Origin of the sequence: Corynebacterium curieae (genome assembly GCF_027570035.1) — a bacterium.
In the GTDB taxonomy this organism is placed as follows: domain Bacteria; phylum Actinomycetota; class Actinomycetes; order Mycobacteriales; family Mycobacteriaceae; genus Corynebacterium; species Corynebacterium curieae.
On sequence record NZ_JAKMUU010000004.1, the window covers coordinates 12,351 to 36,547 of the forward strand.

At 61.3% G+C, this 24,197-nt stretch carries 25 protein-coding genes and 1 tRNA gene; 9 read left to right on the plus strand and 17 right to left on the minus strand.

Annotated elements, in window-relative coordinates; genetic code table 11:
• Positions 1 to 4 precede the first annotated feature (4 nt).
• The 4 genes from L8V01_RS07550 to ssd are packed head-to-tail and all read right to left on the minus strand — an operon-like array spanning position 5 to position 3,621.
• Positions 5 to 601, minus strand: a complete 597-nt coding sequence (locus L8V01_RS07550) for a type II secretion system F family protein (protein ID WP_269946484.1) — start codon at positions 599 to 601, stop codon at positions 5 to 7.
• Positions 598 to 1,386: a type II secretion system F family protein gene (locus tag L8V01_RS07555; protein ID WP_269946485.1), complete on the minus strand. Its 789-nt coding sequence runs from the start codon at positions 1,384 to 1,386 to the stop codon at positions 598 to 600. The genes L8V01_RS07550 and L8V01_RS07555 overlap by 4 nt, the downstream gene beginning before the upstream one ends.
• Entirely contained in the window at positions 1,379 to 2,557 is a 1,179-nt protein-coding gene (locus tag L8V01_RS07560) for a TadA family conjugal transfer-associated ATPase (RefSeq protein WP_269946486.1), read from the minus strand. Before L8V01_RS07560 ends, L8V01_RS07555 begins: the two co-directional genes overlap by 8 nt.
• The gene (ssd, locus tag L8V01_RS07565; protein ID WP_269946487.1) at positions 2,554 to 3,621 is read right to left on the minus strand and encodes a septum site-determining protein Ssd; all 1,068 of its coding nucleotides are present in this window, start codon (positions 3,619 to 3,621) and stop codon (positions 2,554 to 2,556) included. The genes L8V01_RS07560 and ssd overlap by 4 nt, the downstream gene beginning before the upstream one ends.
• A 464-nt stretch (positions 3,622 to 4,085) precedes the next feature.
• Here ssd and L8V01_RS07570 point away from each other — a divergent pair, with 464 nt between their 5' ends.
• Entirely contained in the window at positions 4,086 to 4,952 is an 867-nt protein-coding gene (locus L8V01_RS07570) for an HAD family hydrolase (RefSeq protein ID WP_269946488.1), read from the plus strand.
• On the opposite strand, the gene L8V01_RS07575 is transcribed toward L8V01_RS07570, so the two are convergent.
• On the minus strand, positions 4,949 to 5,665 hold the full coding sequence (locus L8V01_RS07575; RefSeq protein WP_269946489.1) for an oxidoreductase: 717 nt from the start codon (positions 5,663 to 5,665) through the stop codon (positions 4,949 to 4,951). The genes L8V01_RS07570 and L8V01_RS07575 overlap by 4 nt on opposite strands.
• Positions 5,666 to 5,773: 108 nt before the next feature.
• On the opposite strand from L8V01_RS07575, the gene L8V01_RS07580 reads away from it, so the two are divergent.
• Together L8V01_RS07580 and L8V01_RS07585 are read left to right on the plus strand one after the other, a co-directional pair.
• Positions 5,774 to 6,277 carry a phage holin family protein gene (locus tag L8V01_RS07580; protein ID WP_259887062.1) on the plus strand — a complete coding sequence of 168 codons (504 nt, stop codon included), beginning with the start codon at positions 5,774 to 5,776 and terminating at the stop codon, positions 6,275 to 6,277.
• Between the two features lie 137 nt (positions 6,278 to 6,414).
• A complete protein-coding gene (locus L8V01_RS07585; protein ID WP_269946490.1) occupies positions 6,415 to 7,329 on the plus strand; it encodes an alpha/beta fold hydrolase in 915 nt (304 codons plus the stop codon).
• Here L8V01_RS07585 and L8V01_RS07590 read toward each other — a convergent pair.
• Genes L8V01_RS07590 through nth form a run of 4 tightly spaced genes read right to left on the minus strand, consistent with a single transcriptional unit; the run spans position 7,326 to position 10,505 of the window.
• Positions 7,326 to 8,522, minus strand: a complete 1,197-nt coding sequence (locus tag L8V01_RS07590; RefSeq protein ID WP_269946491.1) for a MarP family serine protease — start codon at positions 8,520 to 8,522, stop codon at positions 7,326 to 7,328. The genes L8V01_RS07585 and L8V01_RS07590 overlap by 4 nt on opposite strands.
• 55 nt (positions 8,523 to 8,577) lie before the next feature.
• Positions 8,578 to 9,279: an NUDIX hydrolase gene (locus tag L8V01_RS07595; protein WP_269946492.1), complete on the minus strand. Its 702-nt coding sequence runs from the start codon at positions 9,277 to 9,279 to the stop codon at positions 8,578 to 8,580.
• On the minus strand, positions 9,276 to 9,839 hold the full coding sequence (locus L8V01_RS07600) for a TlpA family protein disulfide reductase (protein WP_269946493.1): 564 nt from the start codon (positions 9,837 to 9,839) through the stop codon (positions 9,276 to 9,278). Before L8V01_RS07600 ends, L8V01_RS07595 begins: the two co-directional genes overlap by 4 nt.
• A gap of 9 nt (positions 9,840 to 9,848) precedes the next feature.
• The gene (nth, locus tag L8V01_RS07605) at positions 9,849 to 10,505 is read right to left on the minus strand and encodes an endonuclease III (protein WP_269946494.1); all 657 of its coding nucleotides are present in this window, start codon (positions 10,503 to 10,505) and stop codon (positions 9,849 to 9,851) included.
• A 340-nt stretch (positions 10,506 to 10,845) separates the two neighbouring features.
• Here nth and glxR point away from each other — a divergent pair, with 340 nt between their 5' ends.
• On the plus strand, positions 10,846 to 11,529 hold the full coding sequence (gene glxR, locus L8V01_RS07610) for a CRP-like cAMP-activated global transcriptional regulator GlxR (RefSeq protein ID WP_269946495.1): 684 nt from the start codon (positions 10,846 to 10,848) through the stop codon (positions 11,527 to 11,529).
• A gap of 248 nt (positions 11,530 to 11,777) precedes the next feature.
• Here glxR and L8V01_RS07615 read toward each other — a convergent pair whose 3' ends face one another.
• The 4 genes from L8V01_RS07615 to L8V01_RS07630 are packed head-to-tail and all read right to left on the minus strand — an operon-like array spanning position 11,778 to position 13,597.
• Positions 11,778 to 12,593 (minus strand): MBL fold metallo-hydrolase, encoded by an 816-nt coding sequence (locus tag L8V01_RS07615; RefSeq protein WP_259887055.1) that lies wholly within the window; start codon positions 12,591 to 12,593, stop codon positions 11,778 to 11,780.
• A gap of 18 nt (positions 12,594 to 12,611) precedes the next feature.
• Entirely contained in the window at positions 12,612 to 13,070 is a 459-nt protein-coding gene (locus L8V01_RS07620) for a RidA family protein (protein WP_269946496.1), read from the minus strand.
• The gene (locus tag L8V01_RS07625) at positions 13,071 to 13,229 is read right to left on the minus strand and encodes a Sp36 family protein (protein ID WP_259887053.1); all 159 of its coding nucleotides are present in this window, start codon (positions 13,227 to 13,229) and stop codon (positions 13,071 to 13,073) included.
• Between the two features lie 44 nt (positions 13,230 to 13,273).
• On the minus strand, positions 13,274 to 13,597 hold the full coding sequence (locus L8V01_RS07630; RefSeq protein ID WP_005323132.1) for a WhiB family transcriptional regulator: 324 nt from the start codon (positions 13,595 to 13,597) through the stop codon (positions 13,274 to 13,276).
• 144 nt (positions 13,598 to 13,741) lie between these two features.
• On the opposite strand from L8V01_RS07630, the gene L8V01_RS07635 reads away from it, so the two are divergent.
• A complete protein-coding gene (locus L8V01_RS07635) occupies positions 13,742 to 16,234 on the plus strand; it encodes a transglycosylase domain-containing protein (protein ID WP_269946497.1) in 2,493 nt (830 codons plus the stop codon).
• 27 nt (positions 16,235 to 16,261) lie between these two features.
• Here L8V01_RS07635 and L8V01_RS07640 read toward each other — a convergent pair whose 3' ends face one another.
• A complete protein-coding gene (locus L8V01_RS07640) occupies positions 16,262 to 16,726 on the minus strand; it encodes a GatB/YqeY domain-containing protein (RefSeq protein WP_269946498.1) in 465 nt (154 codons plus the stop codon).
• 33 nt (positions 16,727 to 16,759) lie between these two features.
• Between L8V01_RS07640 and L8V01_RS07645 the strand changes: the two genes are divergently transcribed.
• Both L8V01_RS07645 and L8V01_RS07650 read left to right on the plus strand, forming a co-directional pair.
• A complete protein-coding gene (locus L8V01_RS07645; protein WP_269946499.1) occupies positions 16,760 to 17,650 on the plus strand; it encodes a metallophosphoesterase in 891 nt (296 codons plus the stop codon).
• Positions 17,651 to 17,727: 77 nt separating this feature from the next.
• A tRNA-Pro gene (locus tag L8V01_RS07650) sits at positions 17,728 to 17,804 on the plus strand.
• 35 nt (positions 17,805 to 17,839) lie between these two features.
• Here the strand turns inward: L8V01_RS07650 and L8V01_RS07655 are convergent.
• Entirely contained in the window at positions 17,840 to 19,204 is a 1,365-nt protein-coding gene (locus L8V01_RS07655; protein ID WP_269946500.1) for a CitMHS family transporter, read from the minus strand.
• 448 nt (positions 19,205 to 19,652) lie between these two features.
• Positions 19,653 to 21,101 carry an ABC transporter permease gene (locus L8V01_RS07660; RefSeq protein ID WP_269946501.1) on the minus strand — a complete coding sequence of 483 codons (1,449 nt, stop codon included), beginning with the start codon at positions 21,099 to 21,101 and terminating at the stop codon, positions 19,653 to 19,655.
• A gap of 86 nt (positions 21,102 to 21,187) precedes the next feature.
• Here L8V01_RS07660 and L8V01_RS07665 point away from each other — a divergent pair, with 86 nt between their 5' ends.
• A complete protein-coding gene (locus tag L8V01_RS07665) occupies positions 21,188 to 21,790 on the plus strand; it encodes a hypothetical protein (protein ID WP_269946502.1) in 603 nt (200 codons plus the stop codon).
• An 89-nt stretch (positions 21,791 to 21,879) separates the two neighbouring features.
• On the opposite strand, the gene L8V01_RS07670 is transcribed toward L8V01_RS07665, so the two are convergent.
• A complete protein-coding gene (locus L8V01_RS07670) occupies positions 21,880 to 23,430 on the minus strand; it encodes a catalase (RefSeq protein WP_269946503.1) in 1,551 nt (516 codons plus the stop codon).
• A gap of 106 nt (positions 23,431 to 23,536) precedes the next feature.
• On the opposite strand from L8V01_RS07670, the gene L8V01_RS07675 reads away from it, so the two are divergent.
• Positions 23,537 to 24,079 (plus strand): RNA polymerase sigma factor, encoded by a 543-nt coding sequence (locus L8V01_RS07675; RefSeq protein ID WP_269946504.1) that lies wholly within the window; start codon positions 23,537 to 23,539, stop codon positions 24,077 to 24,079.
• Positions 24,080 to 24,197 lie beyond the last annotated feature (118 nt).

Genomic DNA, 24,197 nt, shown 5'->3' on the forward strand with positions numbered 1-24,197 from the left:
AGGTTTAGAGAAGTTGCGCGCCCAAACTGATGACTACGGGCGCAAGTCCTAGAACGATGAACGCTGGCAGGAAGCACACCGCCAGCGGGAGGGCAATGAATACTCCTGCGCGCTCCGCCTGCGCTGTGGCGTGAGCGGATGCTTCCGCGCGCAAAGAAGTACAGATCCGGTGGCATCCGGCCGCGATGGTGGCGCCGGATTGGCCCGACATGATGACAAGCTGCGCTAAATCCTCCAGCCCCGCGTGACCCTTCATGTGGCCCCACGCAGAGTGCGTGGGAACTCCCACGCCGAGCAGGGCGGAAACGGTCTCCCACAGGTCCTTAGTCTGGGCATCCGCGGTGCGGGCTACCGCGGAGGTAGCACCGTGCACGGATAGCCCTGTGGCTAGGCACGCTGCGAAAAGTTCGACGTCGCCGGCTACTGCCAGTGGGTCCAGCGGTGCTGCGGGCTTGAGCTTGCTTATCAGTCCCCCGCGCGCGGTCGGGCCATCGCGCGGGGTCTTGGCGGTGGCCTCGGTGGTGTGCGCAGCGGCCAGCCGGCCAGTGTGCGACGGAAGGCCAACAAGGGCGGCTAAGGCCACAAAAATGAGCGGGATCATGCGGCTGCCTTCCGGATGATGACGCGCGACCAGGCGAACCCGCCGCAGGCCAGAGCCACGCCGACCACGAGGAGGAGGCCGCCCAGCCCGCCGCCGAAAAGGAAGCCGAGCGAATTGGCTCCCATGGCCCCTCCCATTGCGATTCCGGCTATGGGCAGGCACGCCAGCACCGTGGCGGTAGCTTGGGGGCCTTGCAGGCTAGCGGAGGTGGATTGCTGGTGGCGTCGGGAAGCATCGAGGCGGCTTTGAGCCTGGTCGAGCAAGCTGGCCACCGCATTGCCGTGGTAGGTGGAAAGCTCCAGCAAGTGGCCGAGGCGAGAGAGCTCTGGCAGGGGCTTGTCACCCTCCGCATCCGTTAGCGCCATGTGTGGTGGTGCGCCACGCGCGGCTAAGGTGGCCGTGGATTCTAGTGCGGCGGATACCTCGCGCGGGGTGGTAGCTGGGAGGGATTCCACGCCGCGGGCAAGTGCCCCGGCTAGCGTTGCCCCAGCGCGCAGATCCGCGGTGACCACGCCCAGGTAGGCGGCCAGCCCATCGCGGCCGCGGCGTTCCGCCCGGGCGGCCAAAATATCCTTCGCGTACCAGGACACGCACCATGCGATAATGGCGGCGGCGATGGCAATGCTGATGCGCCCCACCGAGTAGAACACTAGGCTGCCGCAAAATACCGCGCCCAGGATGACCACCGAGCTGGCATGTACCCGGCGCGTGGCGGACGCCAGGCGGCCAGCGATTGAAGGCGCGGGCACGAGCAGTGCGGCGGCGAGCAGGAGGAAGCTAAGCATGGTTTACCCCCTCGGCGTGCTGGCCCAGCACCTGCGCGGAGAAGTCCGCAAACCCGTCTGCTGGGCCATGTTCGGCGCTCCAAATGATGCGCGGGGTCACCGGGTTCCCCTCCAGCAGGCCGATGTGGGCGAGGCGGCGGCCCTGCGAAGTGCGCTCCATCGTAAGAACCATGTGTACGGCCGCTGCCAATTGCGAGTGCAGCGCCGCGCGGTCCAAGCCGCCGAAGGCGGCGAGGGCTTCCATGCGGGCGGGGACCTCGAAGAGCGAATTGGCGTGTAGCGTACCGGCGCCGCCATCGTGGCCAGTGTTGAGCGCAGCAAGGAGATCGACCACTTCGCTGCCGCGGATCTCGCCCACTACGATGCGGTCCGGCCGCATGCGCAGCGCTTGGCGCAATAATTGCGACATCGTCACCTCACCGCTGCCCTCTGCATTGGCTCGGCGCGAGACCAAACTGACGCAGTGCGCGTGGTGGGGAGCAAGCTCGGCGGTGTCCTCGATGACGAGGATGCGTTCGCGCTCGGAGACGGTTCCTAGCAGCGCGGATAGCAAGGTAGTTTTGCCGGAGCCGGTGCCGCCGATAACCAAGAACGAGATGCGCTTGTCCACCACGGCGCGCAGCAGCGCCGCAATGTCTTTTGGGACCGTGCCATTGTCCACTAGCTGGGGCAAGGTGGTCTGTGCTTGGCGCAGTACGCGCAGGCTCAGGCAGGTGCCTGCCACCGCGGGCGGGCTTAGCAGCGCGTGCACGCGCAGCACCGCACCATCGGGGCGGTTGACGCGGCCATCGGCAAAGGGCTGTGCATCATCGAGGCGTGTCCCAGACGCGGCCGCGAGCCTACTGGCCAGCTGGCGGACTTCGGCATCATCCCGGAAGGTGATGTCGGTTCGCTCCAACCCCTCGCCGCGGTCCATGAATACCGCGTGCGGCCCGTTGACCACGACGTCGGTGACCCCCTCGCGTCCCAACAGCGCATCCAGCGGCCCCATCCCGGTGGCGTCCTGGCGCAGGCGGCGCAAGAGGTCGAGCACCGCGACATCACTAATCACCCCGGCCTCCGCGCGGATGCGCCGCGCCAGTGCCGCGGCATCCTGCACCAAATCAGGCTCGGCGGCGATGATGCGCTGCATCTTTTCGAGTGTTTCCTGCGCTGCCATCTGCTCGCTCATGCGCCCACCTCCTGCAGGACCGCACTCGCAGCCTTGCGCAAGGGAGTGGGAAGGCGCTGTGGTAGGCCACCGATTTCCACCGTGCGCGTCAGACCCCGCACCGTTGGCAGCTCTGCCAGCACTGGGGTGTGGATGATGGTTTCTACTTCTGCCGCGCTTAGCGACGCCCACTGGCGTTGCCGCAGCACCACGACGTATCTGCACCGTGCGGCTTCCAAGCGCACAATAAGCTGCGCGGCCGACGCGGCCGACCGCACCTCCGCAGCCACGAGGATGACCACGTGGGTGCACGCATCCGGGATGGCATCTGGGGTGCAATCCACCACGCATAATCCTTCGCCCGCATGGGCCGCGCCCACCACCCGCGCGAGTAGATCCTGGTCTAGGCGGAAAGGGTCCGCGACGGTGCTGCGCGCGGCCGAGAGCACCGCTACCCTGTCCGGTGTGCTCGGCAGCGTGCGGTAGAGGTCGGCGGCGTCGATGCTGCCATCGCCCACGGTAAGCTCCGGCCAGCGCGCCCCCGGTTCCGCTTCTATGCCGAGCAGGAGGTCGAGGCCACCGGAGTACGGGGTGGCGTCGATAAGCAGGGCACGCCCATCGTCAGTGCACTGGGTGCGCGCCAACGCGGCGGCAAAGGTAGAAGCCCCCACCCCGCCGCTGGCACCAACCACGGCGATGGTGGCGCTGCCCGGCCGCGCTTCCTGCGGGGTGCCCGCCGCAGCGATGCTCGCCAACAACTCCTTGACCTGGGCGGGGATTATGAAGGCACTCTCCGAGTGACAGGCCAACGCCGCCTCGTAGTCAATCGGTCCGGGGTCCGCGGCGAGAAAAAGCACCGGCACGGGCACGGTGTGTGCGCGCTGCGCGGCCGCTACTACGCGGGCCATGAGGGAATCAACCAGCACGGCATAAGCGCCCGGTAGGCTGCGCGGGATATCGCGAGGATCGGTTACGGTCAGCACATCGTGGCTGGTGGCGGCCGCGGCATGGACGGCCTCGGCGCGCAGTGCCTCATCACCAACGGCGACCACGATGGCGGCGGATTCAGGTTGTAGTGCGTTCATGCCTCATAGCCTGAAGCATCCGCGCAACCGCAGCGAGGGCTCTCTGGCGGTGCTGTGGATAACTCACCCAAAGTCACCATGTGGACGCAGTTTGGTTGCCATTTCAACCAAAAATCTGTGGAAAACCCATAACCGGCACCGCACGGCGGTAGATATAGGTGACGGCCCGCGCATCGGGGGGTGTGCGCGCGGGCCGTCAGTAACCCGGCCTCGGGGGTGAGCCGGGGCAGGCCGCTCAGTATATCGGGGCCTTGCACGCATCATTATGACACGTTCGCTACCCAATCACAACAGCTACTTGCAGATTTCCGCAGTCACTGCGCTGACCTGCACCGAATACCTGTTCACTAGATTGGACTGCCACACAGACACCTAATCCTGCATCATTGACATACAAACCACCTTTAACAGCAGCCACTTCTACACCATTGAGTGCGCAAGGCGGCTACACTCGGCAGCACATCATGACTAATTCCTGCGAGTCACTTGGCCCCCGCCCCGCCGGCGGCGACCAAGCACGCACCGCAGCGTTTTTCGATCTCGATAAAACCATCATCGCTACCTCCTCGGCCTATGCTTTTGGCCGCGAATTCTTGCACAACGGGCTCGTCTCCCCGGCAGAGGCTTTCCAGCTCTCGTTGGCCAAGGCTAGCTATATGTTCTCTGGCCTCTCCAGCGAAGGCATGGACACTACCCGAGATCAGCTCACCGCGATGGTCACCGGCTGGTCTGTGGACGAGGTACGCAGCATTGCCCGAGAGACCATGCACCACGTGGTCACCCCCTCCATTTATGCCGAGGCCCGCGAGCTTATCCGTGCCCACCGCGCCGCTGGGCACCACGTGGTCATCGTCTCTGCCTCGGCCGCCGTGTTGGTGGATATCATCGCGGAGGAACTCGGAGTCGAGCACGTCATCGCCACGGAATTGGCAGAAGAAGACGGGCGTTTTACCGGCGAGGTGCTCTTTTATTGCAAGGGCCCGAATAAAGCAGCCGCACTGGAGGGCACCGCGGCCGCAGAAGATATCGATCTGCGCGCCAGCTACGCCTACTCGGATTCCGCTACGGATATCCCCATGCTGGAAAGGGTGGGCCACCCAGTCGCGGTCAACCCAGACCGGCAACTAAAGCGCCACGCCCTGGCCCACGAGTGGGATATCCGCTCCTTTAAGGACCCCGTACCGCTCCTTCCGGCTCCTACCGCCAAGGAAATTGGAATCGGTGCCTCCGTCTTGGCAGGCACCGCGGCGGTCATCGGCGCCGGGCTGTGGCTAGCCCAGCACCCGGGCCGCCCTGGTCCGCCTAAGCGGGGTCCACGGCGCGCCTCCTAGGCCGCTCGGGCAATCGCATCCGCCTCTTTGCCGCCAGCGGTCCAGGCGGCGAGGTGGGTGACGAGGGCTTCGGCAAGCGCGATGCGGTAATTATCCACAGCGGCAGCGTACTCGGCGCGGTGGCGGGTGTAGTAGACCTCGGGCACGGCGAAACCGCGCGGGTCAAAGCCCGTATGCACCGCGGCAAGACGAGCGGCTACGCGAGCCACAAGGCCGCTGCGGGGGCCGAAGAACTGACCGGCGGCAATTTCCGCATGGACCACGCTGGGCAATAAGAGATCAAAGGAGGGGCCGCTGCCTTGCGCAATGAGCCGGGCAATGCCCTGCAGACGCGCGCTCTCGCCGGCAGGAATGCCGGTGCCTCCGGCAGCGACGTCGATGCGCGCCAGCACCTGCAGCGGTGCCCGGGCGAAGGAACGCACCGTGGCATCCAGGAGCTCCGGCGCGGCTACGGAATAGGCGCTGACGGCACTAGCAAGCGGGCCTTCTTCTATATCTTCCGGGCTTGGTTGCCGGGGAATGGCATGGCCGTCGAGGGCCACGCTGGCGCGGGCGCCGCGCATGAGGGACTCCGCGGAGATAACCTCATACTTGCGCAATCCTGCAGGTCGGCGATGCGCCCGAGCGATGGTAGCGGCGGCCTTCTCTGCACTTTCTTTCACCCCCGGCAGGCGAAATAACGGGGATAACGCGTCATTTTCTGACATATCCATTAGGATAGCCGTGGAAGTCCCTAAGCATGCGTGGCACCATGGGATAATAGTGATTCCATTATTATTGGGGACATTACAAGGTTTAGATAAACGCGAGGAGAAATAATCGTGAGCAACGATGGACTTTTTACCGACGGTACCGATCGATTCGCACCGAAGGTGAACTCGATTCCTTTGAGTGACGTGGATACGTCCTCGTCCGAGACCTCGGTGGGCCAGCTGGTCTCTAATGCCACCGAGCAGATGTCCCAGCTCGTGCGCTCCGAGGTGGAGCTGGCAAAGACCGAGCTGGCAGAGTCCGCAAAGAAGGGCGGCATCGGTGCTGGCCTCTTTGGTGGTGCCGGCACCATCGCACTGTATAGCTCCTTCTTCTTTTTCTTCTTCCTGGCAGAGCTCCTCGCCATCTGGCTGGACCGCTGGGCTGCGTTCCTGATCGTATTCTTGATCATGATCGTCCTCGCCGGCATCTTGGCCTTCGTGGGCTTGAAGAACGTCAAGCAGGTTAAGGCGCCGCAGAAGACAATTGACTCCACCAAGGAGTTGAAGAATTTGGTTCCGGGCAAGGCGCAGAAGTCCCTGAACCGGAAGAATACCCACGGCCTCTATACCTAAACCGGCAACTCGCCACGCGCACGCACCGCGCCACGCGGTCGTGCACCCTATCCCCGCCCTAGCTAGCCTGGGGCGGTTTTTCTGTACTTTATCCTTTTCTCTACCGTTTCGGCCCCCGACTATAGAAAGGCGGCACCATGGCCTTTGCACCCCTGCCTCCCTCAACGGTGGAGCTGGAGGGCCCTTACGCGCATGAATTCGTCCACACCCGCGGCATCCGCTTGCACGTAGCCACGGCGGGCGATAGCTCGCAGCCGCTTGTTCTGCTCATTCACGGGGCCTTTGGCGGATGGTTCGATTTCCAGGACGTCATTGCGCCGCTCGCGCAGCGCGGTTTCCACGTCGCGGCAGTAGATATGCGCGGCTTTGGCATGTCCGATAAGCCGCCCATTGATGCAGGACAAGATATCCGCACATTGGTGGGCGATATCAGCGGGCTCATCCAGGCTTTGGGCCACGACGATGCCTTTGTGGTGGGCGCCGATACCGGCGGCGCCGTGGCCTGGTGCTTGGCCGCCGAGCGCCCCGCTCGGGTGCGCGGCCTGGCTTCTATTTCCGCCGCCCACCCGGTAGATCTGCGCCGCGCGATCGCTGCCCGGCCGTGGGATTTTGGCTGGATCAACCTGCGCTCACTGCTGTGCCGGCTGCCGCGCGTCACCCGCGCACACAACCTTTTGCTCAGCCCGCGCGCCTACCGCAAGGAGCTGGAGTTAGATACGGGGCCTTTGCTTGCCGACGCCGCCCTAGACCGCATCCTCGACCTTCGCCTGCGCGCCTCCCGAATCGGCAGCGTGCGCCGCGGCATCTTGTGGAACCACCGCATGCGCACCGCCGTCGTTCCTTTTACCTGGGTGGAGTTGGCCGTGGATCGACCCGTGCTTTTCATACACGCCCAGCAGCGCCTATGGCGCCCCGTTGTCCGCCGCGCCGCCCTGCGCGCCCGCCGCGGTTTTACCGCCACTACCATTCCCGGCGCGAAGAACCTCCCGCATCTGGAAGCCCCTAAGGAATTCGTCTCCGCGCTGGCCGCGTGGCTGCAAGAAAATAGCTAGTGGGCGACGCACTCGCCGGTATCAACCGGGTGGGTTAGCTGCGTAAGATCTCCGATCTGGCCATTGACTTCATCGGCAGTTAGCGCATAACCGGTCTCGGCGTCATCCACGGAAGCACCAAAAACCACGCCTAAGACCTCGCCGGCGGTATTGACCAGCGGTCCGCCCGAATTGCCCTGCTGGATGCTGCCGCGCACGGTGTAGGAATCGCGTTCCACATGGCCATGAGAATAGATATCCGGACCGGAAATGGTGATGCGGTCGCGCACGCGCGCCATCTCGGCGTCGAAAGGCCCGGAGTGCGGAAAGCCCATCACCATGGCGTCATCACCCGTCTGCGCTGGATCCTGCGCCCACGGCAACGGATCAATGCCGAGGTCACGCGAATGCAGCACCGCCACATCCACATCGGGGTTGTAATAAACCACGGTGGCATCTTTTAGCCCCAGCTTGGTATCTAGGCGCACGGTCTGCGTGCCGGCCACCACGTGGGCATTGGTGATCACGTAGTCATCGGCTGCCACAAAACCGGAGCCCATGAGGCGGCGGGAACACTCTTCGGCGTCGCCAAGCACGTGAATGATGGATGGACGCATGCGCCGCACCAGCTCTGGATCCTGTACGTCCGGATCCGGCTCTTCTACTTCCTCGGTGCTGATGGAGTTTTGCCACGGCGAGACCAGCGGCGGCAGGCCGGACTCATTGAGCATCGCCGCCACGCCATTGGGTAGCGATGCTACCTGCGCCGGCGCGGCCGAGTTGAGGTTGCTCAAGATGCGCGAATCACGCATGCCTTGGCCAGCGGCTCCGCCCAGATTGGTGGCCACGGGGATGGAAATTAGCCAGATCACCACGAGGGCGGCAAAGGCTTGGAATACCGCGCCCACCACGGAGTCGAGGCGCTGCGTTTTGCGCGCCTTCATGCGATCGCGCACGCTGCCGCCCAGCGAGGAACCGATGAGCTGGCCAATGCCCACAAAAAGCACCAGGATTCCCACCAACAGCAGCAAGCGCAGCGAGGGCTGATCCACCAAGCGCAGCGCGGCCGGTGCCACAGCAATGCCCAAGACCACCCCGGCACCCACGCCAATGGAAGCCAGTACCGCCGCGAGGGCGCCATTGCGCCACCCGCTCAGCAGCGCCAGCAGGACGGCAAGCACAATCAGGCCGTCAACAATGAGCGCAGGAGTCATGGGATGGGGTTCTTTCTATTTGTGGAGAGTCGTACACGTACCGCGGTACAAGCGGTTAGGACATCTTCTCATTATTTCGGGAGTTTTTAAGGGAGTCACGCAGGTCCATGACCGAATTAGTATCCCACGGCACGCTCCACCCGGAATGCTGCAAGAGCGCTGAAAGCACCCCGGCGGTAAAGCCCCAGATGACGTAGCCATTGGCATGAAACGCTGGCCCTTGCCATTTCCTAAAGCCCACCACAAAGCGATTGCGCGGATCGGCTAGCTCCCTAATGGGCACGAAAAAGACATCATCGGTTTCATCGGGGCTGGCGGGATAGACCTCCCCCGGCTGGGTCCAATGCGCCAAAATCGGGCTTACGGGGTTGCCGGTGGCGCGAATATGCAGTTGATCCCACTGCTCCAGAGGGGTGACCGAGTTGCGCTGCAGATCCGTTTCTTCCCAAGCTTCTCGCAGCGCGGTATCCACCAGCGAGGTATCCGCGGGGTCCCGCCGGCCGCCGGGGAAGGCAATCTGGCCTGAATGCGAACGCATGGACGGCGAGCGGTGTGTGAGCAATATGCTGCCGTCCTCTGCGCTCTTGCCGCTTAGGAGCATGAGCACGGCGGCCTCCCGCTTGACCGGTACCTGGATATTGGTGCCGTTGAGGGACGAGGCTTGGCGGTTGCCAATGAGTTCTTGCACCTGGCTAGGGTCCACCCCCAGCGCCGGCTTGAGCCATGCAGGCGCGCGCTCAGGAAGGAGTTGGCTCATGCCGCTAGCGCCTCCTCCACGGCGCGCTCAATTTCCGCTGCGGAGCTAAATGGCTGCGCAAATTGCTTGCGTACCTCGCCGTCCTTGAGTACCACGGTTACCGGCACCACCCCTGGCAGGCCCAATTCACCGGCAAAACTATTATCCGGGTCTTGGAAGCTCGGCAGATCCACCCCCAAGTCATTCAAGAAGGCCGCGCCATTGCCCGCATTCTTATCCGCGTGCACACCTACCACCTGCCACTGTGGGTGCTTGTCCGCCACGTGCTGCAGGTAGGGCAGCTCCGCGCGGCATGGCTCGCACCACCATGCCCAAACATTGACCACGGTCACGCCTTCATCAACACGCTTTCCGGCGGCCTGCCCACCCAGGCAGTCCAACTCCACCCCTGCCACGGTGCCGGCTGGGCAGTCCGGGCGCTGGGGAACTTCTTGCGGAGCAACCGCGCTTGGCGACGCCTCCTTATCTGCGTCCCCACCCCGCAACTGCGAAACCCCCACTACCGCAATAACGGCAATGAGGATCGCGGCAATCACCGTGCCAAGGACGTATTTCTTCATACCGTTAGCCTAGCGCCCACTAGCTGCTGGACACATATCCCGCAGCACGCACGCACCGCACTCCGGCGTGCGCGCATGGCACACCTGCCGCCCGTGAAAGATCACGCGGTGCGAAAACATCGTCCACTCTTCTTCCGGCAGCAGCTTAGCGATGTCCCGCTCGATCTTTACCGGTGTCTTCTCCCCCGTCAGGCGGAGTCGCTGCATGAGGCGGCCGAAGTGGGTGTCCACCGTCAGCCCGGGAATCCCGAAGGCATTACCAAGTACCACCAACGCCGTCTTCCGGCCTACGCCGGGCAGGCTGGTGAGGTCCTTTACCGTGCGTGGGACCTCGCCTTCGAATTCCGCCACCAGCTTCTCCCCGATGCCCAAGAGGTGTCCCGCTTTGGCGCGCTGAAAGCCCAGCGGCCGCAGGATGCCTTCCAGATCAGCCCGCTGCGCCGCTGCATAATCCGCAGCCTCTGGGTAGCGGGCGAAAAGGTCTGGGGTCACCGAATTCACGCGCTCATCCGTGCACTGGGCGGAAAGCACCGTGGCCACCAATAGCTGCAGCGGGGAATCATAGTCCAACGCGCAACGCGTATCCGGGTACTCCCGTGCCAAGCGCCGATTGATCTCCGGTGCCCTAAGCTCCGGCGCGCTGGCCGCTGACAGGGCTGAATTCATGGGCTTAAGCTTAGTAGACTAGGAAAACATGATTTCACTCGTGATTCTGGTACCGCTTGCCATCGCCCTTTTTGCCCTTCTGATGGAAAAGCTCGAAGCAGTCGTTTTTGCTGACTAGGCTGCAAACCCGCTGGCCGGACTCCTGCACTAGCACGATTAGAGTTTCTATAGTGTGACAAAATTTCACTGAAGTACCAAAAGTGACCAATTACACTGTAAGATGAAACCCGTTACACAGTGACCCTGCTTGTTCCGCATTGTCGAGTGCATGAAAGACCGCACCCAGATGTGGCGCAAGCTCATCTACGGACTTTCGTAGTCGACATCCAAGGAGTAAAACGTGGAAGGCGTACAGGACATTCTCTCCCGCGCCGGAATCTTCCAAGGCGTTGATCCCGTTGCAGTGCAGAACCTAATCGAACAGATGGAGACCGTGCGCTACCCGCGCGGAACCACCATCTTTGATGAGGGCGAGCCTGGTGACCGCTTGTACATCATCACCTCGGGCAAGATTAAGCTCGCCCGCCACGCCCCGGATGGCCGCGAAAACCTCCTCACCGTCATGGGCCCGTCCGATATGTTCGGCGAGTTGTCCATCTTCGATCCGGGCCCACGCACCTCCTCCGCAGTGTGCGTGACCGAGGTCCAGGCGGCCACCATGAACTCCGAGCTGCTCAAGAAGTGGGTAGGCGACCACCCCGAAATCGCACAGCAGCTCCTGCGCGTGCTGGCCCGTCGCCTGCGCCGCACCAATGCCAACCTGGCTGACCTCATCTTCACTGACGTGCCAGGCCGCGTGGCAAAGACCCTGCTGCAGCTGGCTAACCGCTTCGGCGTCCAAGAAGGCAGCGCCCTGCGTGTGAACCACGACCTCACCCAGGAAGAGATTGCCCAACTGGTCGGCGCTTCCCGCGAGACCGTCAACAAGGCGCTGGCCACCTTCGCCCACCGCGGTTGGATCCGCCTCGAGGGCAAGTCCGTGCTCATCGTGGATACCGAGCACCTCGCCCGCCGCGCTCGCTAACACCGCGCCAGCTCACGACCCCGCTTCGGCGGGGTTTCGCTGTTTTCGCACCCTCCCCTTGGCCCGTACCGGCTAAGGCCGACTCCACGATCACATATGCCACGTTATGCGCCGTTTCCCTCCGATATCCGCCGAGAGTGTGGCCATAAGTTGACCCCTCTGCCCAGCGGCAGCTTCCTCCTACACTACTGCGGCTAAAAAATTACGCCCCTCTTTCCGCAAAGGAAGAGGGGCAGTTGGAGAAAAGCTTATTTAGCAGTGCCGTCCAAGTACTTTAGCGCGGTGCGTGTGGACTGCTCGGCCGCGTGACGCAGCACCGGATCCACATCGTCATACATCTCATTGACCAGCGTATTCAAATCTACATCCTCACCCAAGCGGGAGCGGATTTCTTTGATTTGGTTGAGGCGGTAGTGGCGGCGGTCAATGTATTTGCGAGCCACCTGGGACGTATCGTCCAAGTCTGGGCCGTGCCCTGGAAACAACGCGATATCCTTACCGCGTTCCTCCAAGGTATCCAAGGTCTGCAAATAATCGGCCAAGTTGCCGTCCGTCTCCGAAAGGAGGACGGTGTGGCGGCCGGCGATGGTATCACCAGAAACAATTCCTTCAAGGCGGGAGTTTTCTACCTCACCGCTCCACACAAAAAAGCAGGTGGAATCCGCGGTATGGCCCGGCGTGTGCACGACTTCGAGGCGCGGCGTGATGCCATCGAGGGAAATGTGCTCGCCGTCCTGCAGCGCTTCGGCGCCATTGCAGTAGCTCGGATCAAAGGCGCGGATGGGGGCGCCGGTCATTTGCCGAAGGCGTTGCGCGCCCGACGCATGGTCATCGTGGCGGTGGGTAAGCAAAATCAAAGCCACCTCACCTGCGTTGCGGTGCACAACGTTGAGATGGCCTTCATCCTCAGGACCCGGATCCACGACGATGGCTCGTGAATCTTCAGCGGCGCGAATAATCCAGGTATTCGTACCCTCCAAGGCGGTGTAGCTGGGATTATCACAAAGTACTACGCCAACGGATTGGCTAACGGGACGCAATTGACTATATGCGGGGTGCTCCATAGTTCCTAGCCTATCCGATCAAGCAGCGATTTCTACGATTAGTTCGATCTCTACCGGCGCGTTTTTAGGCAACGCGGCCACACCCACAGCAGAGCGGGCATGCGTTCCGGCATCCCCAAAAACCTCACCGATGAAATCGGAGGCGCCATTAATAACTACTGGCTGGTCTTCATAGTCTGGGGCAGAGGCCACGAAACCCACGACCTTAACCACGCGGGCGACATTATCCAGGCCTACTTCTGCATCAACCGCGGCCAGTGCATTGAGCGCTGCAATGCGGGCCTGCTCTTGGGCCTGGTCAGTTGTCAGATCAGCACCGACCTTGCCCGTCAGCGGCAAAGACCCTTCCACGAGGGGAAGCTGGCCCGAGGTCCAGACTTGGTCACCCACACGTACGGCAGGCACATAGGAAGCTAGCGGCTTGGCGACGCCCGGAAGCTCGTATCCCAGCTCCCGCAAGCGAGCATGAAAGCCCATTTACTCTGCCACCTCACGCTTGAAGTAGGCCACGACGTTTTCCGGGTTTGGGCCCGGGGTGACAGAGACCAATTCCCAGCCATCTTCTCCCCAGGAATCGAGGATCTGCTTGGTGGCGTGGGTAAGGACAGGTGCGGTTGCGTATTCCCATTTAGTCATGGGCCCATTCTAACTATTAAATACGCACTATGCCGTCGAAATATTTAAATGCCGACGAGCTCGCCACCCTGGGCCAAGTAGTGGGCCCAATCTGTGATGTGCGGGTTCTTGCGCAGCAGGGCACGACGCTGGCGCTCGGTCAACCCGCCCCACACGCCGAACTCGACGCGGTTATCTAGGGCGTCGGCGCGGCACTCGGTCAACACCGGGCAATGGCGGCAAATCACGGCCGCCTTGCGCTGCTCTGCGCCACGCACGAATAAGGCATCCGGGTCACCCTTGCGGCATTTAGCCTGGGTGACCCACTCACCACGCTCGGGATTTCGGGCTGTATTAGACATGCCAGCTGTCTTCACACGAACGGTCATGGGTGAGTGTGCTCCTTCCCAGACGGAATACTATGTAACACAGCCGAGTCTATTCACCGAGGTAGAAGATTGTCTAACACGTCACACTTTAGGGGGTGCGAGTGATCTTCCGCCTACTAGGGGCAACCACGTAGGGTATGGGACGTGACTGTCATCAAATCTCTGGCCAAGATAGCCCTGTCTACGGTTTTGGTAGGCGCGCTCATCGCCCTAGCCCTTGCCCCCTTTGCGGGCATTTCTGGCGTGGCGATTGCCCGCACCAATGAAACCATGCAATCTGACCTGCAAGATCTGACTGCCGGCAATATCCCTGGCGTAACCACGATCAAGGATGCCAAGGGCAAAGATATGGCCTATGTCTTCAGCCAGCGCCGCCATCCGGTAGAGAGTAAGAAGATTTCGAATGCCATGAAAGACGCCATCGTCTCCATTGAGGATGAGCGCTTCTACGATCACGAGGGCGTAGACTTCCAAGGAAATTTCCGTGCCCTGTGGACCAACCTGACTTCCGGCGGCGTCTCCCAAGGCGCATCGACCATCGATCAGCAATACGTTAAGAACTACCTGCTGCTGGTTTCTGCCACCACGGATGAAGAGCGTGCCGCGGCCACCGAGCAATCCGTTGCCCGCAAGCTGCGCGAGATGCGCATGGCCACCAAGATGGATGAGGAATTGGACAAAGATGACATCCTCACTAACTATCTCAACTTGGTTTCCTTTGGTAACCATGCCTACGGCGTCGAAGCGGCAGCTCGGACCTATTTTGGTACCCACGCCTCTGAACTGACGGTGCCGCAAGCAGCAATGCTGGCCGGCATGGTCCAGTCCTCCGAGCGCCTCAACCCCTATACCAACGCCGAGGAAGTAACCGACCGGCGCAACCTAGTCCTGCAATCCATGGCGGATAACGGCCATATCAGCCAGCAGGAAGCGGATAAGTATAAGGGAGAGAAGCTGGGCGTCGGCAAGAAGCCTAAAACACTGGCCAATGGCTGCATCGGCGCAGGCGACCGCGGTTTCTTCTGCGATTATGTGCTCAAGTACCTAGATAAAAAGGGCATTAGCGAGGAACAGCTGGCCCGCGGCGGCTATACCATCAAGACCACTTTGGACCCGACCGTGCAGGATAAGGCCCTCCAGTCGGTGCAAGATCACACCAATCCGGACGCCCAAGGCGTGGCCGAGGTCATGGACGTCATCAAGCCCGGCAAATCGGATCGCAAGGTGCTGGCCATGGTCTCCTCCCGCGACTACGGCCTAGAGTTGGATAAAAATGAGACCATCCTGCCGCAGCCCTACTCCTTGGTGGGCAATGGCGCAGGGTCCGTATTCAAGGTCTTTACGGCCGCGGCCGCGCTCGAGGCGGGCTACGGCATCAAAAATACCGTGGACGTACCCACCCGTTACGAGGCGGAAGGGCTCGGACATGGCGGCGCCGACGGCTGTCCGGCGGACCGCTACTGCGTGGAAAACGCCGGCTCCTATAAGGCCACAATGACCCTGCAGGAAGCGCTAGCGCACTCCCCGAATACTCCCTTTATCAAGCTCACCGAGCAGGTCGGCGTGGCTCCCATCGTCGATATGGCCGTGCGCTTGGGCCTGCGCTCCTACGATGACAAGGGCAGTTTTGATAAGGCCAATTCCATTGCCCAGCACACCAAGGACGCCAATTCCGGCTCCTTTACCCTCGGCCCGGACCCGGTCAACCCGCTGGAGCTTTCCAATGTTGGTGCCACGCTAGCCTCCGATGGCAAATGGTGCGAGCCTAACCCCATCACCCAGGTCACGGACAAGGACGGCAACGAGGTCTACCTCAAGGAAACCCCGTGCGAGCAGGCGGTGGATAAGGACATCGCCCGCGCAATGAGCAATGCCTTGTCCGAGGACGCCAAGCAGGGCACGGCCAAAAATGCCGCTCAGGCAGCCGGCTATTCCAGCCCGATCGCGGCAAAGACCGGTACTACCGAGTCCAACCAGTCCTCTGCATTCTTGGGATTCAACGAGGGCATTTCCGCCGCTCCCTATATTTATAATGACGGCACCTCCACCGTCCCGCTGTGTACCGGGCCGGTGCGCCAGTGCGCGGGCTGGGGCAACCTCTATGGTGGTTTGGAACCGGCGCAGACATTTTTCAGCATGGCTTCGCAGCTGCCGATAGCCACCAAGGCCGGACTGCCAAATTACAATAAGAAGTACGATAACGGCACTACGGCCGATAGCACGCTCGATAGCCTGCGCGGCAAATCCGAGGCGGAAGCCCGTCAGGCATTGGAGTCGAAGGGCTACGTGGTCAAGACTTCCCGCGTCATCGGCGGCGACGTGCCCTATGGCCGCGTGGTGCGCGCCATTACTGGCAAGGACGGGAAGAAGAAGGGCGCGGAAATTACGCTGCAGCTTTCCGACGGCTCCGCGGCCTCCCAGTCCCCCTCCTCCGGCGTGGCCGATGCTAATTCCACCGGCGCACAAGATAGCACCGCCGGCGGAAATGCCGACGGTGCTGCTAGCCCGGGCCGCTCAACCGGCGGCACGGGTGGTACGGACACGGGCGGTGGCGGATTCAAGCCGGAGGACTTTGGTATCCGCCAAGAAGACATCGACAACTTTGCCAACGATGTCCGCAGCCTGCTCGGCCGCTAGGCCTTGCCCGTCGAGGACGCACTCAAACTAGCTGAGCTGCTCCTTGACTTCTGCGGACAAGCGCTTGCCGTCCACCTGGCCGGCGGCCTTGGCATTAGCCACCTTCATTACTGCACCCATCTGCTTCATGGTGGGTGCTTCGCTGTTTTCGGCCTTGACCTTGGCAATGGATTCTTCTACCAAGGCCTTAAGCTCAGCCTCATCCAGCTGGCGGGGCTGGTAGGTCTCGAAAAAGGGGACGTCAGCAAGCTCTGCTTCTGCCAGCTCGGGACGGCCGTTTTCCTCATAAACCTCGGCGGACTCGCGGCGCTTTTTAATCTCGCGCGCAATTACCTTCAAGATGTCTGCGTCTTCCAGCTCATGCCGGGAACCATTGGTCTCTTCGGCCTGGATGGCCGCCAGCAAGGCACGGATAGCGCTGGTACGCTGCTTCTCCTTCGCCTTCATTGCGGTTTTCAGATCTGCACGAATGGTTTGCTTTAGCTCGCTCATGCCTATCAATGTACGCCAGGTAGTGTGGTAGCCGTGAAACTTCTACGTATTCTTGGCGGCCTCACCGCTGCCGGCCTGGGCGCCGCGGCATGGGGCTATAGCGAACTGACCAAATTCGAGCTCAAGGAATATACGCTCCCCCTCCTGCCTAAGGGCACGCTGCGCGGCAAGCCGGAATTTCGGCTGCTACACCTGTCCGATCTGCACATGATCCCGGGCCAGGAAACCAAGATCGCCTGGGTATCGGCCCTCGATGCCTTGGAGCCGGACCTCGTGGTCAACACCGGCGATAATCTCTCCGATCAGCAGGCCGTTCCCGATACGCTGCGCGCGCTCGGCCCGCTACTAGCCCGGCCCGGCCTCTTTGTTTTTGGCACCAATGATTACTGGGCGCCGCAGCCGGTCAACCCCTTCAAGTACTTGCTAGGCAAAAAGCGCGAACCTTCCTACGTGGATTTGCCGTGGCGGGGTATGCGCGCCGCCTTTATGGAGCACGGCTGGCGCGATGCTAACCAGGCGCGACACGAGTTCAAGGTGGGAAACGTGCGCCTTGCCGCCGCCGGCGTGGACGATCCGCACCACGATTTAGATGACTATTCCGAAATCGCAGGCCCGCCCAACGAGGACGCGGATCTGTCGCTGGCCCTCCTCCACTCCCCCGAGCCCCGCGTGCTGGAGAAGTTCGCGGACGACGGCTACCAACTCTCGCTGTCTGGCCACACCCACGGCGGCCAAATCTGCCTGCCCGGTTCCCGCGCGCTGGTGACCAATTGCGGCATTGACCGCGAGCGCGTGCAGGGCCTTCATGACTTTGGTCCGATGAAGATGCACGTCTCCAATGGCTTAGGCACCTCCAAATTTGCCCCCGTGCGCATCTTCTGCCGGCCTTCCGCCACGCTACTAAAAATCACCGAGGTGGACTAAACCCAGCCACCTGCCGTTTTGTTGATTGCGCTCAGGTTGCGTTAAAGTATTCCAGTACCGCTTTTGAGGCGGAACGCCGGGATATGGCGCAGGTTGGTAGCGCGCTTCGTTCGGGACGAAGAGGTCGCAGGTTCAAATCCTGTTATCCCGACCATCAGCCCGCAGCTTCGCTGCGGGCCTTTTCCGTTGCTAAGCCAGTATCCCAGTAAAGAGCGCTACGGCGACCAAGATGGCGGAGAAAATCCACGCAATCGGGAAAGCCAGTTTAAGGTACTTGCCCATCTGCCCCTCTGCCAGCCCGAGCGCCAGCCATAGTGCAGGCGAGAAGGGCGAGACGAAGGTACCCACCACGTTGCCAATAATGAGCGCGCAGGCCGCCCCCATGCCGCTGACCCCAAAGCTTTCAACGGTTCCCTGAACAATAGGAAGCACCGAGAAGTAATAGGCATCCGTCGAGGTCAAAAGATCTAGCGGCACACCGAAGAAGCCCACAATCACGTGCAGGTGCGGGGCAACGCCCTCTGGCAGAACGTTCACTAGTGTCAGGGCGATTTCCTCAAGCATTTTGGTTTCATTGAGGACACCCAAGAACATTGCGGCTGCAAGAATGACGCCGGCCATAGCTAGTGCATTAGGCGCATGGCGCCGCAGTGCCTCGCCCTGTTCCATGGATCCGCTGAAGTTGATGGCCAACGTGATAGTCGTAGCGATAAGGAAAGCCGGCGCGGGCGGGACGACGCCCGACAGCAGGGCGGCTAGTACGGCTAGAGCAACTACAACATTAACCACGGTCACCCAGCGACCTGCGCGGTAGTGGTAGCCCAATTTTTGTTGTTCACGCACTTGTGCCGCAGAGAATTCATCGGCCAAAGCGTCAACATCTACTGCGGTGCCGCCCGTTAGCTCCCCACTTTCGCGCAAGCCGGCTAGGCGGCGCTGTTCCTTCCACCCCAAAAGCGCGGCCAAGAGGAACACCAGCACAATCGCTACGCCTTGAATCGGCAATAGCTGCACCCAGATAGCATTAGGTTCCTGCGCAACCACCGCCCCGGCGCGGCCAAGCGGGCCGCCCCAGGGAACCATATTCATCACCGAGGCAGCCATCGCGACAATGGTGATAAGAACATAACGCGACATGTGGAGCGCACGGTACAAAGGCAGCAAGGCGGGGATAGTAATCAGGAAGGTGGTAGAGCCCGATCCGTCAAGGTGTGCCACAACGCCAATCGCCGCCGTGCCCAAGGTTACGGCCATCACTTTGCCCCGAGTCGCCTTGATGAGCGCCCGAATAACCGGGGTAAATAGGCCAACATCCTGCAATATGCCAAAGAAAATGATGGCAAAGATGAACATCACCACGACGTTGATGACGGAGGTTAATCCTTCGCTGAAAAAGTCAGAGATCTCACCTAGACCAAATCCGCAAATTAAGGCACCAACAACGGGCACCAGCGTCATAGGGATGATGGGATTGACGCGGCCGCGAATCAGGATTCCCACCGTCACAAAGATGATGATGAGGCCCATGACCGTAAGCCCGAGCGGGGTCTGCATAGTGCTCCTTCACAAGTCGACGGCACGCCATGTCCCAAGACGTGAAGACAGGCGAGTGTGACTCAGATTAAACCCCGGTAAGGTGCAAAGTATACCGCTACCCCCGAATACCACACCGCTGCAAGCGGAATTGTGTAGAGGGAGCTGGCAAAAAGGAATGCGGTGCCGGCCTCGCAATTCCCCACGCGCTAGCCAATTTCTCCTGAATCTTCCGCAAAAAATTGCAGCTCAACACCCCACATATGGGGAAACGACGCGGTGCCCCTACAGCGCCGCGTCGTCCCTATTCCCTATCACTCACAACGGATTGGAGAAACCGTTCGCCTACCCCCTAAGTAGGCTTTGTGAGCAAGACCAACTGTAGCACTCGTAAAATGCAAACGGTAGCGCGCACCAAAATTCCCAGTTTCTACCAATAATTTTTTCTCTTAGGTATGCATTTTCAGACTTAATTAATGGGATCCTCAGTGTTTGCTGTGGATGGGGCCCACCACCTTGCACTCAGCCCAATGAGAGTGACGGCGAGCAGTACCGCAATCCCGACCCACAAGACACCTTGTTCGCCATCGTTGCCCGCTACGGTAACGGCCGCGGTAGTCCAATTCAGCGGCAGCAGGTTAGCAACGGCCTGCCACAGCTTAGAAACACCGGCGATGGCCGCGGATTTCCACAGCCAGCCCACCAGCGCCGTTTGGCCGATGCCGAAAAGTGCTGCGATGATGCTGCCCGCGGTGGTGCCGAATGCGCCAAGCAAGCCGCGAGTAATGGCCGCCGCGGACAAGGCGCCTAAAAACAGCGCCACCCCGGCCCAGACCGCCGCCGCGGGGGTGAGACCAGTGGCGAGCACGAAGAGCAGGATCTCGCCGATGGCTACCGCGGCCACCGAACCGCCAAGGACCGTTAGCCAGGAGCGAATCCGCAGGTGCCAGGTCACACCGGCCACCGCGCCTGCCAGCAGTACCAAGGCAGAAATTAACATCGCCACTATGGGGCTGAGCAGGTGCGCTGGGCCTTCGGAAGTGGCCTGCGCTGGGGGTAAGGCACGCTGAATATCGCCCACATTGGTCTGGTTTTGGGCAGCCATGCTGGAGAGCCTTCCGGCGCCGTCGTCAAGCTTGTCCACGCCCTCCAGCGCCTCATCGACCCGCTGGTTGAGTTCCGCAATGCCTGCATTGAGCTCCTGCGCGCCAGAGACGGCCTGGTTCACGCCATCATGGTAGGCGTAGCCATCTACCGCCAGCTGATTCGACAGATCGCGCGAGCCGTCTTTGAGCTTCTTGAGCTGGTCCGTCACCGAGTTATCCAAGCGGAAGTTATTCACCTGTGCGCGAAGATCCCCAAGCTGCGAACGAATCTGCTTGGCTTCCTTGGTTTTATTGCCTTCTAGATCGTGCATCGTGCCATCAATGGCCTGCAGAATTTGCCCTTGCACGGCGCCGAGCCCCACCACTTGGTCCACGGCACCGCCTACGCCATTGGCCAGCTCCGTTGCGCCGCCGCCAAGCGTATTGGTGCCGGATTGCAGCTGGTTGAGGCCGGCAACTAGCTCCTGGGAGCCATTCGCCAGCTTGTCGACGCCCCCTCCGAGCTCATCCGCCCCCTTATTCAACTCACCCGTGCCATCATCGAGCTGCTTGGCACCCGACTTGAGCATGCTTGCCTGCGCTTGGGCGCGGCTAGCCGCCTCGGCGGCTTCCTTCACCTCTGGGGACGCGGAATTTTCCCGCGGGGCACCAAATGGCTGCGCGGCACTAGACCAAGCGTGGGCGGGTTCCCACTGGGAAAGGCCCGCCACCACAGCTCCGATAATCAGCGGCAGGGCAAGCAAAACGATCAGCAGGAAGCTGCGCCAACGAGAAGGGGGTGCAGCATCCGGAGAAGCAAGGCGTGAGGTCATGCTACTGAACCTATCGTTGCAGGTCACTCCCCCGTTGCAGGCGCGCCGAACACCTTCGCAATGCCGCTTGCTCTACGATGTATGGCATGGCCCACAAATATTCCCTTTCCGGCTCCCATGTCCTTACCGCCGCAGCCATCGCGCCGCTGTGTTTCAGCCTTATTTCCTGCTCCGATGATGAGGAGACTTCAGGAGAGCCTGAGTTCTCCGAGGCCGCCGCGGCCGCAGTAAGCTCCTCCACCGAAGAGACCTCTTCCGAAGAAATAACGAGCGAATCCGAAGCCTCGGAAACAGAGAGCGATGCAGGCGAAAATAAGGAATCAGAGCCTACAAATAAAGAAGATTCCTCCACCGAAGCACCCGCAGAATCAGGCGAGGAGAAAAGCGAAGACAACGCCGCCGCCTCTGCCGATTCCGGCCGCGGTGACTGTTCCCCAGAAGCACTGCAACCCGCAGCGCCAAGTATGACCAATATCCGGGTCAATGACTGCGATGGCCAATGGGCACACTTTGGCAAGGACAGTACGGACTGGACGGTATGGGCGCGCTATGAGGACGGCCAATGGGTAGCCATTGAATCCATCGGCGAGACCACCTCCGGCCTAGCCGCCCCGTGCTACGACGTGGATAAGTGGGCCGCCGAGGGCGCCCCCGCTTTCCTTACCGAAAATATGCGCCGCTGCGACTAGCTGCGCAGAAGAAAACCGCCCAGTAACGCACCACAACGGTGTGCGAAACGGGGCGGCCTGATTACTGCGCAAGTGCGGCCGCGGAAGGGCTACTTCTTTTCGGCGTAGACCTCGCGTACGCGCTGGCCAAGGGCAGGATGAACGTTGGTCCAGTACTGGTACACGCGCTCCTCGGTCTCCTCGGATACGCCGGCCATCGCGTTGGTGATATTGGTGACCAAACGCTCCTTGGCGGCATCATCGTAGACGCTCTCGTACAGGTCGCGAGCCTGGACAAAGTCATCGTCCTCGGCGTGGCGAACATACGGTGCACGCACCAAGTCGCTGCCGTGGGAGTTCGGGTTGATGTACAGCTCCGCGGCGGTGGTGGTCTCCAGCTGGGAGCGGTCGTTTACGGCGGCGTCGTCAAGCACGCCCGTGCCCTTCTCATAGCGGTTGGGCGAATAAACTGGATCCTCCGGAGCGTTGAAGAGGTACTGCATCGGGCCCTCATGCTCATAAGTATTGACTTGGTCCACGTTCTGCGGCTGGTTAACCGGCAGGTGCTTATAGTTCGGTCCGATGCGGTAGCGCTGCTGGTCAGCATAAGCAAAGACGCGAGCCTGCAGCATCTTGTCTGGGGATAGGCCAACGCCCGGCACAATATTGGAAGGATCGAGCGCTACCTGCTCAATCTGGGCAAAGAAGTTGTGTGGATTGCGGTTGAGGACGAAGTAGCCCACGTCATGCAGCGGGTAGTCCTTCTTGGACCAGACCTTGGTCAGATCGAAGGGATTAAAGCGGTAATTCTCCGCCTCATCCAGCGGCATGATCTGCACCTTCACGTCCCAGACCGGGTAGTTGCCCTCCTCGATGGCGTTATAAAGATCCTCGCGGTGGCAATCCGGGTTCTGGCCAGCGGTGGTGGTGGCCTCTTCATCGGTGAAGTTCTCTACGCCCTGGCGGGTCTTGAAGTGGTACTTCACCCAAAAGGCCTCGCCTTGGTCATTAACCCACTGGAAGGTGTGGGAACCATAGCCATTCTGGTGGCGGGTGGACTTCGGGGTACCGCGATCGCCCATGAGGTAGGTGACCTGGTGGGCGGATTCTGGGTTACGAGTCCAGAAATCCCACTGCATATCGGCATCGCGCAGGCCATTGGTGCCCAAGCGCTTCTGGGAGTGAATGAAGTCCGGGAACTTCAGGCCATCGCGGACGAAGAATACCGGGGTATTATTGCCCACGATGTCGAGGTTGCCATCTTCGGTATAAAAGCGCAGCGCAAAGCCGTGCACATCGCGCCAGGTGTCCGGAGAACCCTGCTCACCAGCGACGGTAGAAAAACGGCCCATCATCGGGGTAACAGTGCCCTTTTGGAAGACCTTAGCCTTGGTATATGCAGAAACGTCTTCAGTAATGTGCAGCTCACCAAAGGCACCGTGACCCTTAGCGTGCGGGGTGCGCTCTGGCACGCGCTCGCGGTTAAAATGTGCGAGCTTTTCAATAAGGTGGATGTCATTGAGCGCCACTGGCCCCTGCTGGCCGGCGGTTACCGAGGTGTTCTCGGACGGCACCGGCTGGCCGGACGGGCGGGTGGTATTTCCCTTGCCAGCGGGGCGCTGGCCCTTGTTCAGGATGTCATCAGCGGTAAATTCACTCATATTTGCCTCCTGGCATTGTGCGGTTAGATAGCACCAGTGTGGCAAAACTTTGCACGGTTGTCAGGGCTCGCAAAGGAGAGTAAGGCGTGCTGGTAGATTCATTCAGGTGACCCACCACTCCGCAGCAGACGACGCCCGCGTCACCGATCTAGCCCTGAGGGCCGGGCGTGGCGACCGCGCGGCGCTGACGGAGTTTATCAAGGCCACCCAGGATGATGTGTGGCGTTTGCTGGCTCATTTGGGCGGTCCGGAAGGCGCCGATGATCTCACCCAGGAGACCTACCTCCGCGTCATCAGCGCCCTGCCCCGCTTCGCGGCTCGCTCCTCGGCGCGCACGTGGTTGCTGTCCCTAGCCCGGCGCGTGTGGGTGGATAATATTCGCCACGATATGGCGCGGCCGCGCAAATCCGCGACGGAGTATGAGGACGCGATGGACGCGGCACCGGAAGACTCCGCGGCGTGGAGCGACTGGATCGACGCCCGTACGCTTATCGATGCCCTCCCGGCCGACCGCCGCGAAGCGCTCATCCTTACCCAAGTGCTGGGCTATACCTATGAGGAGGCGGCCAAGATCGCCGGCGTACGGGTGGGAACGATTCGCTCCCGCGTGGCCCGCGCCCGCAAGGATCTCATCGCGGGGACAAGTTAGCACCCCCATATCGCCCCCTTTGACTGAGGAAATAATTTCACACTGAAATTGTTACGCTCTGGTTACCTTGCGCCCCAAGTGCCCCAAATTTTGCCACTAAGCTGCCATTTTCGCACCG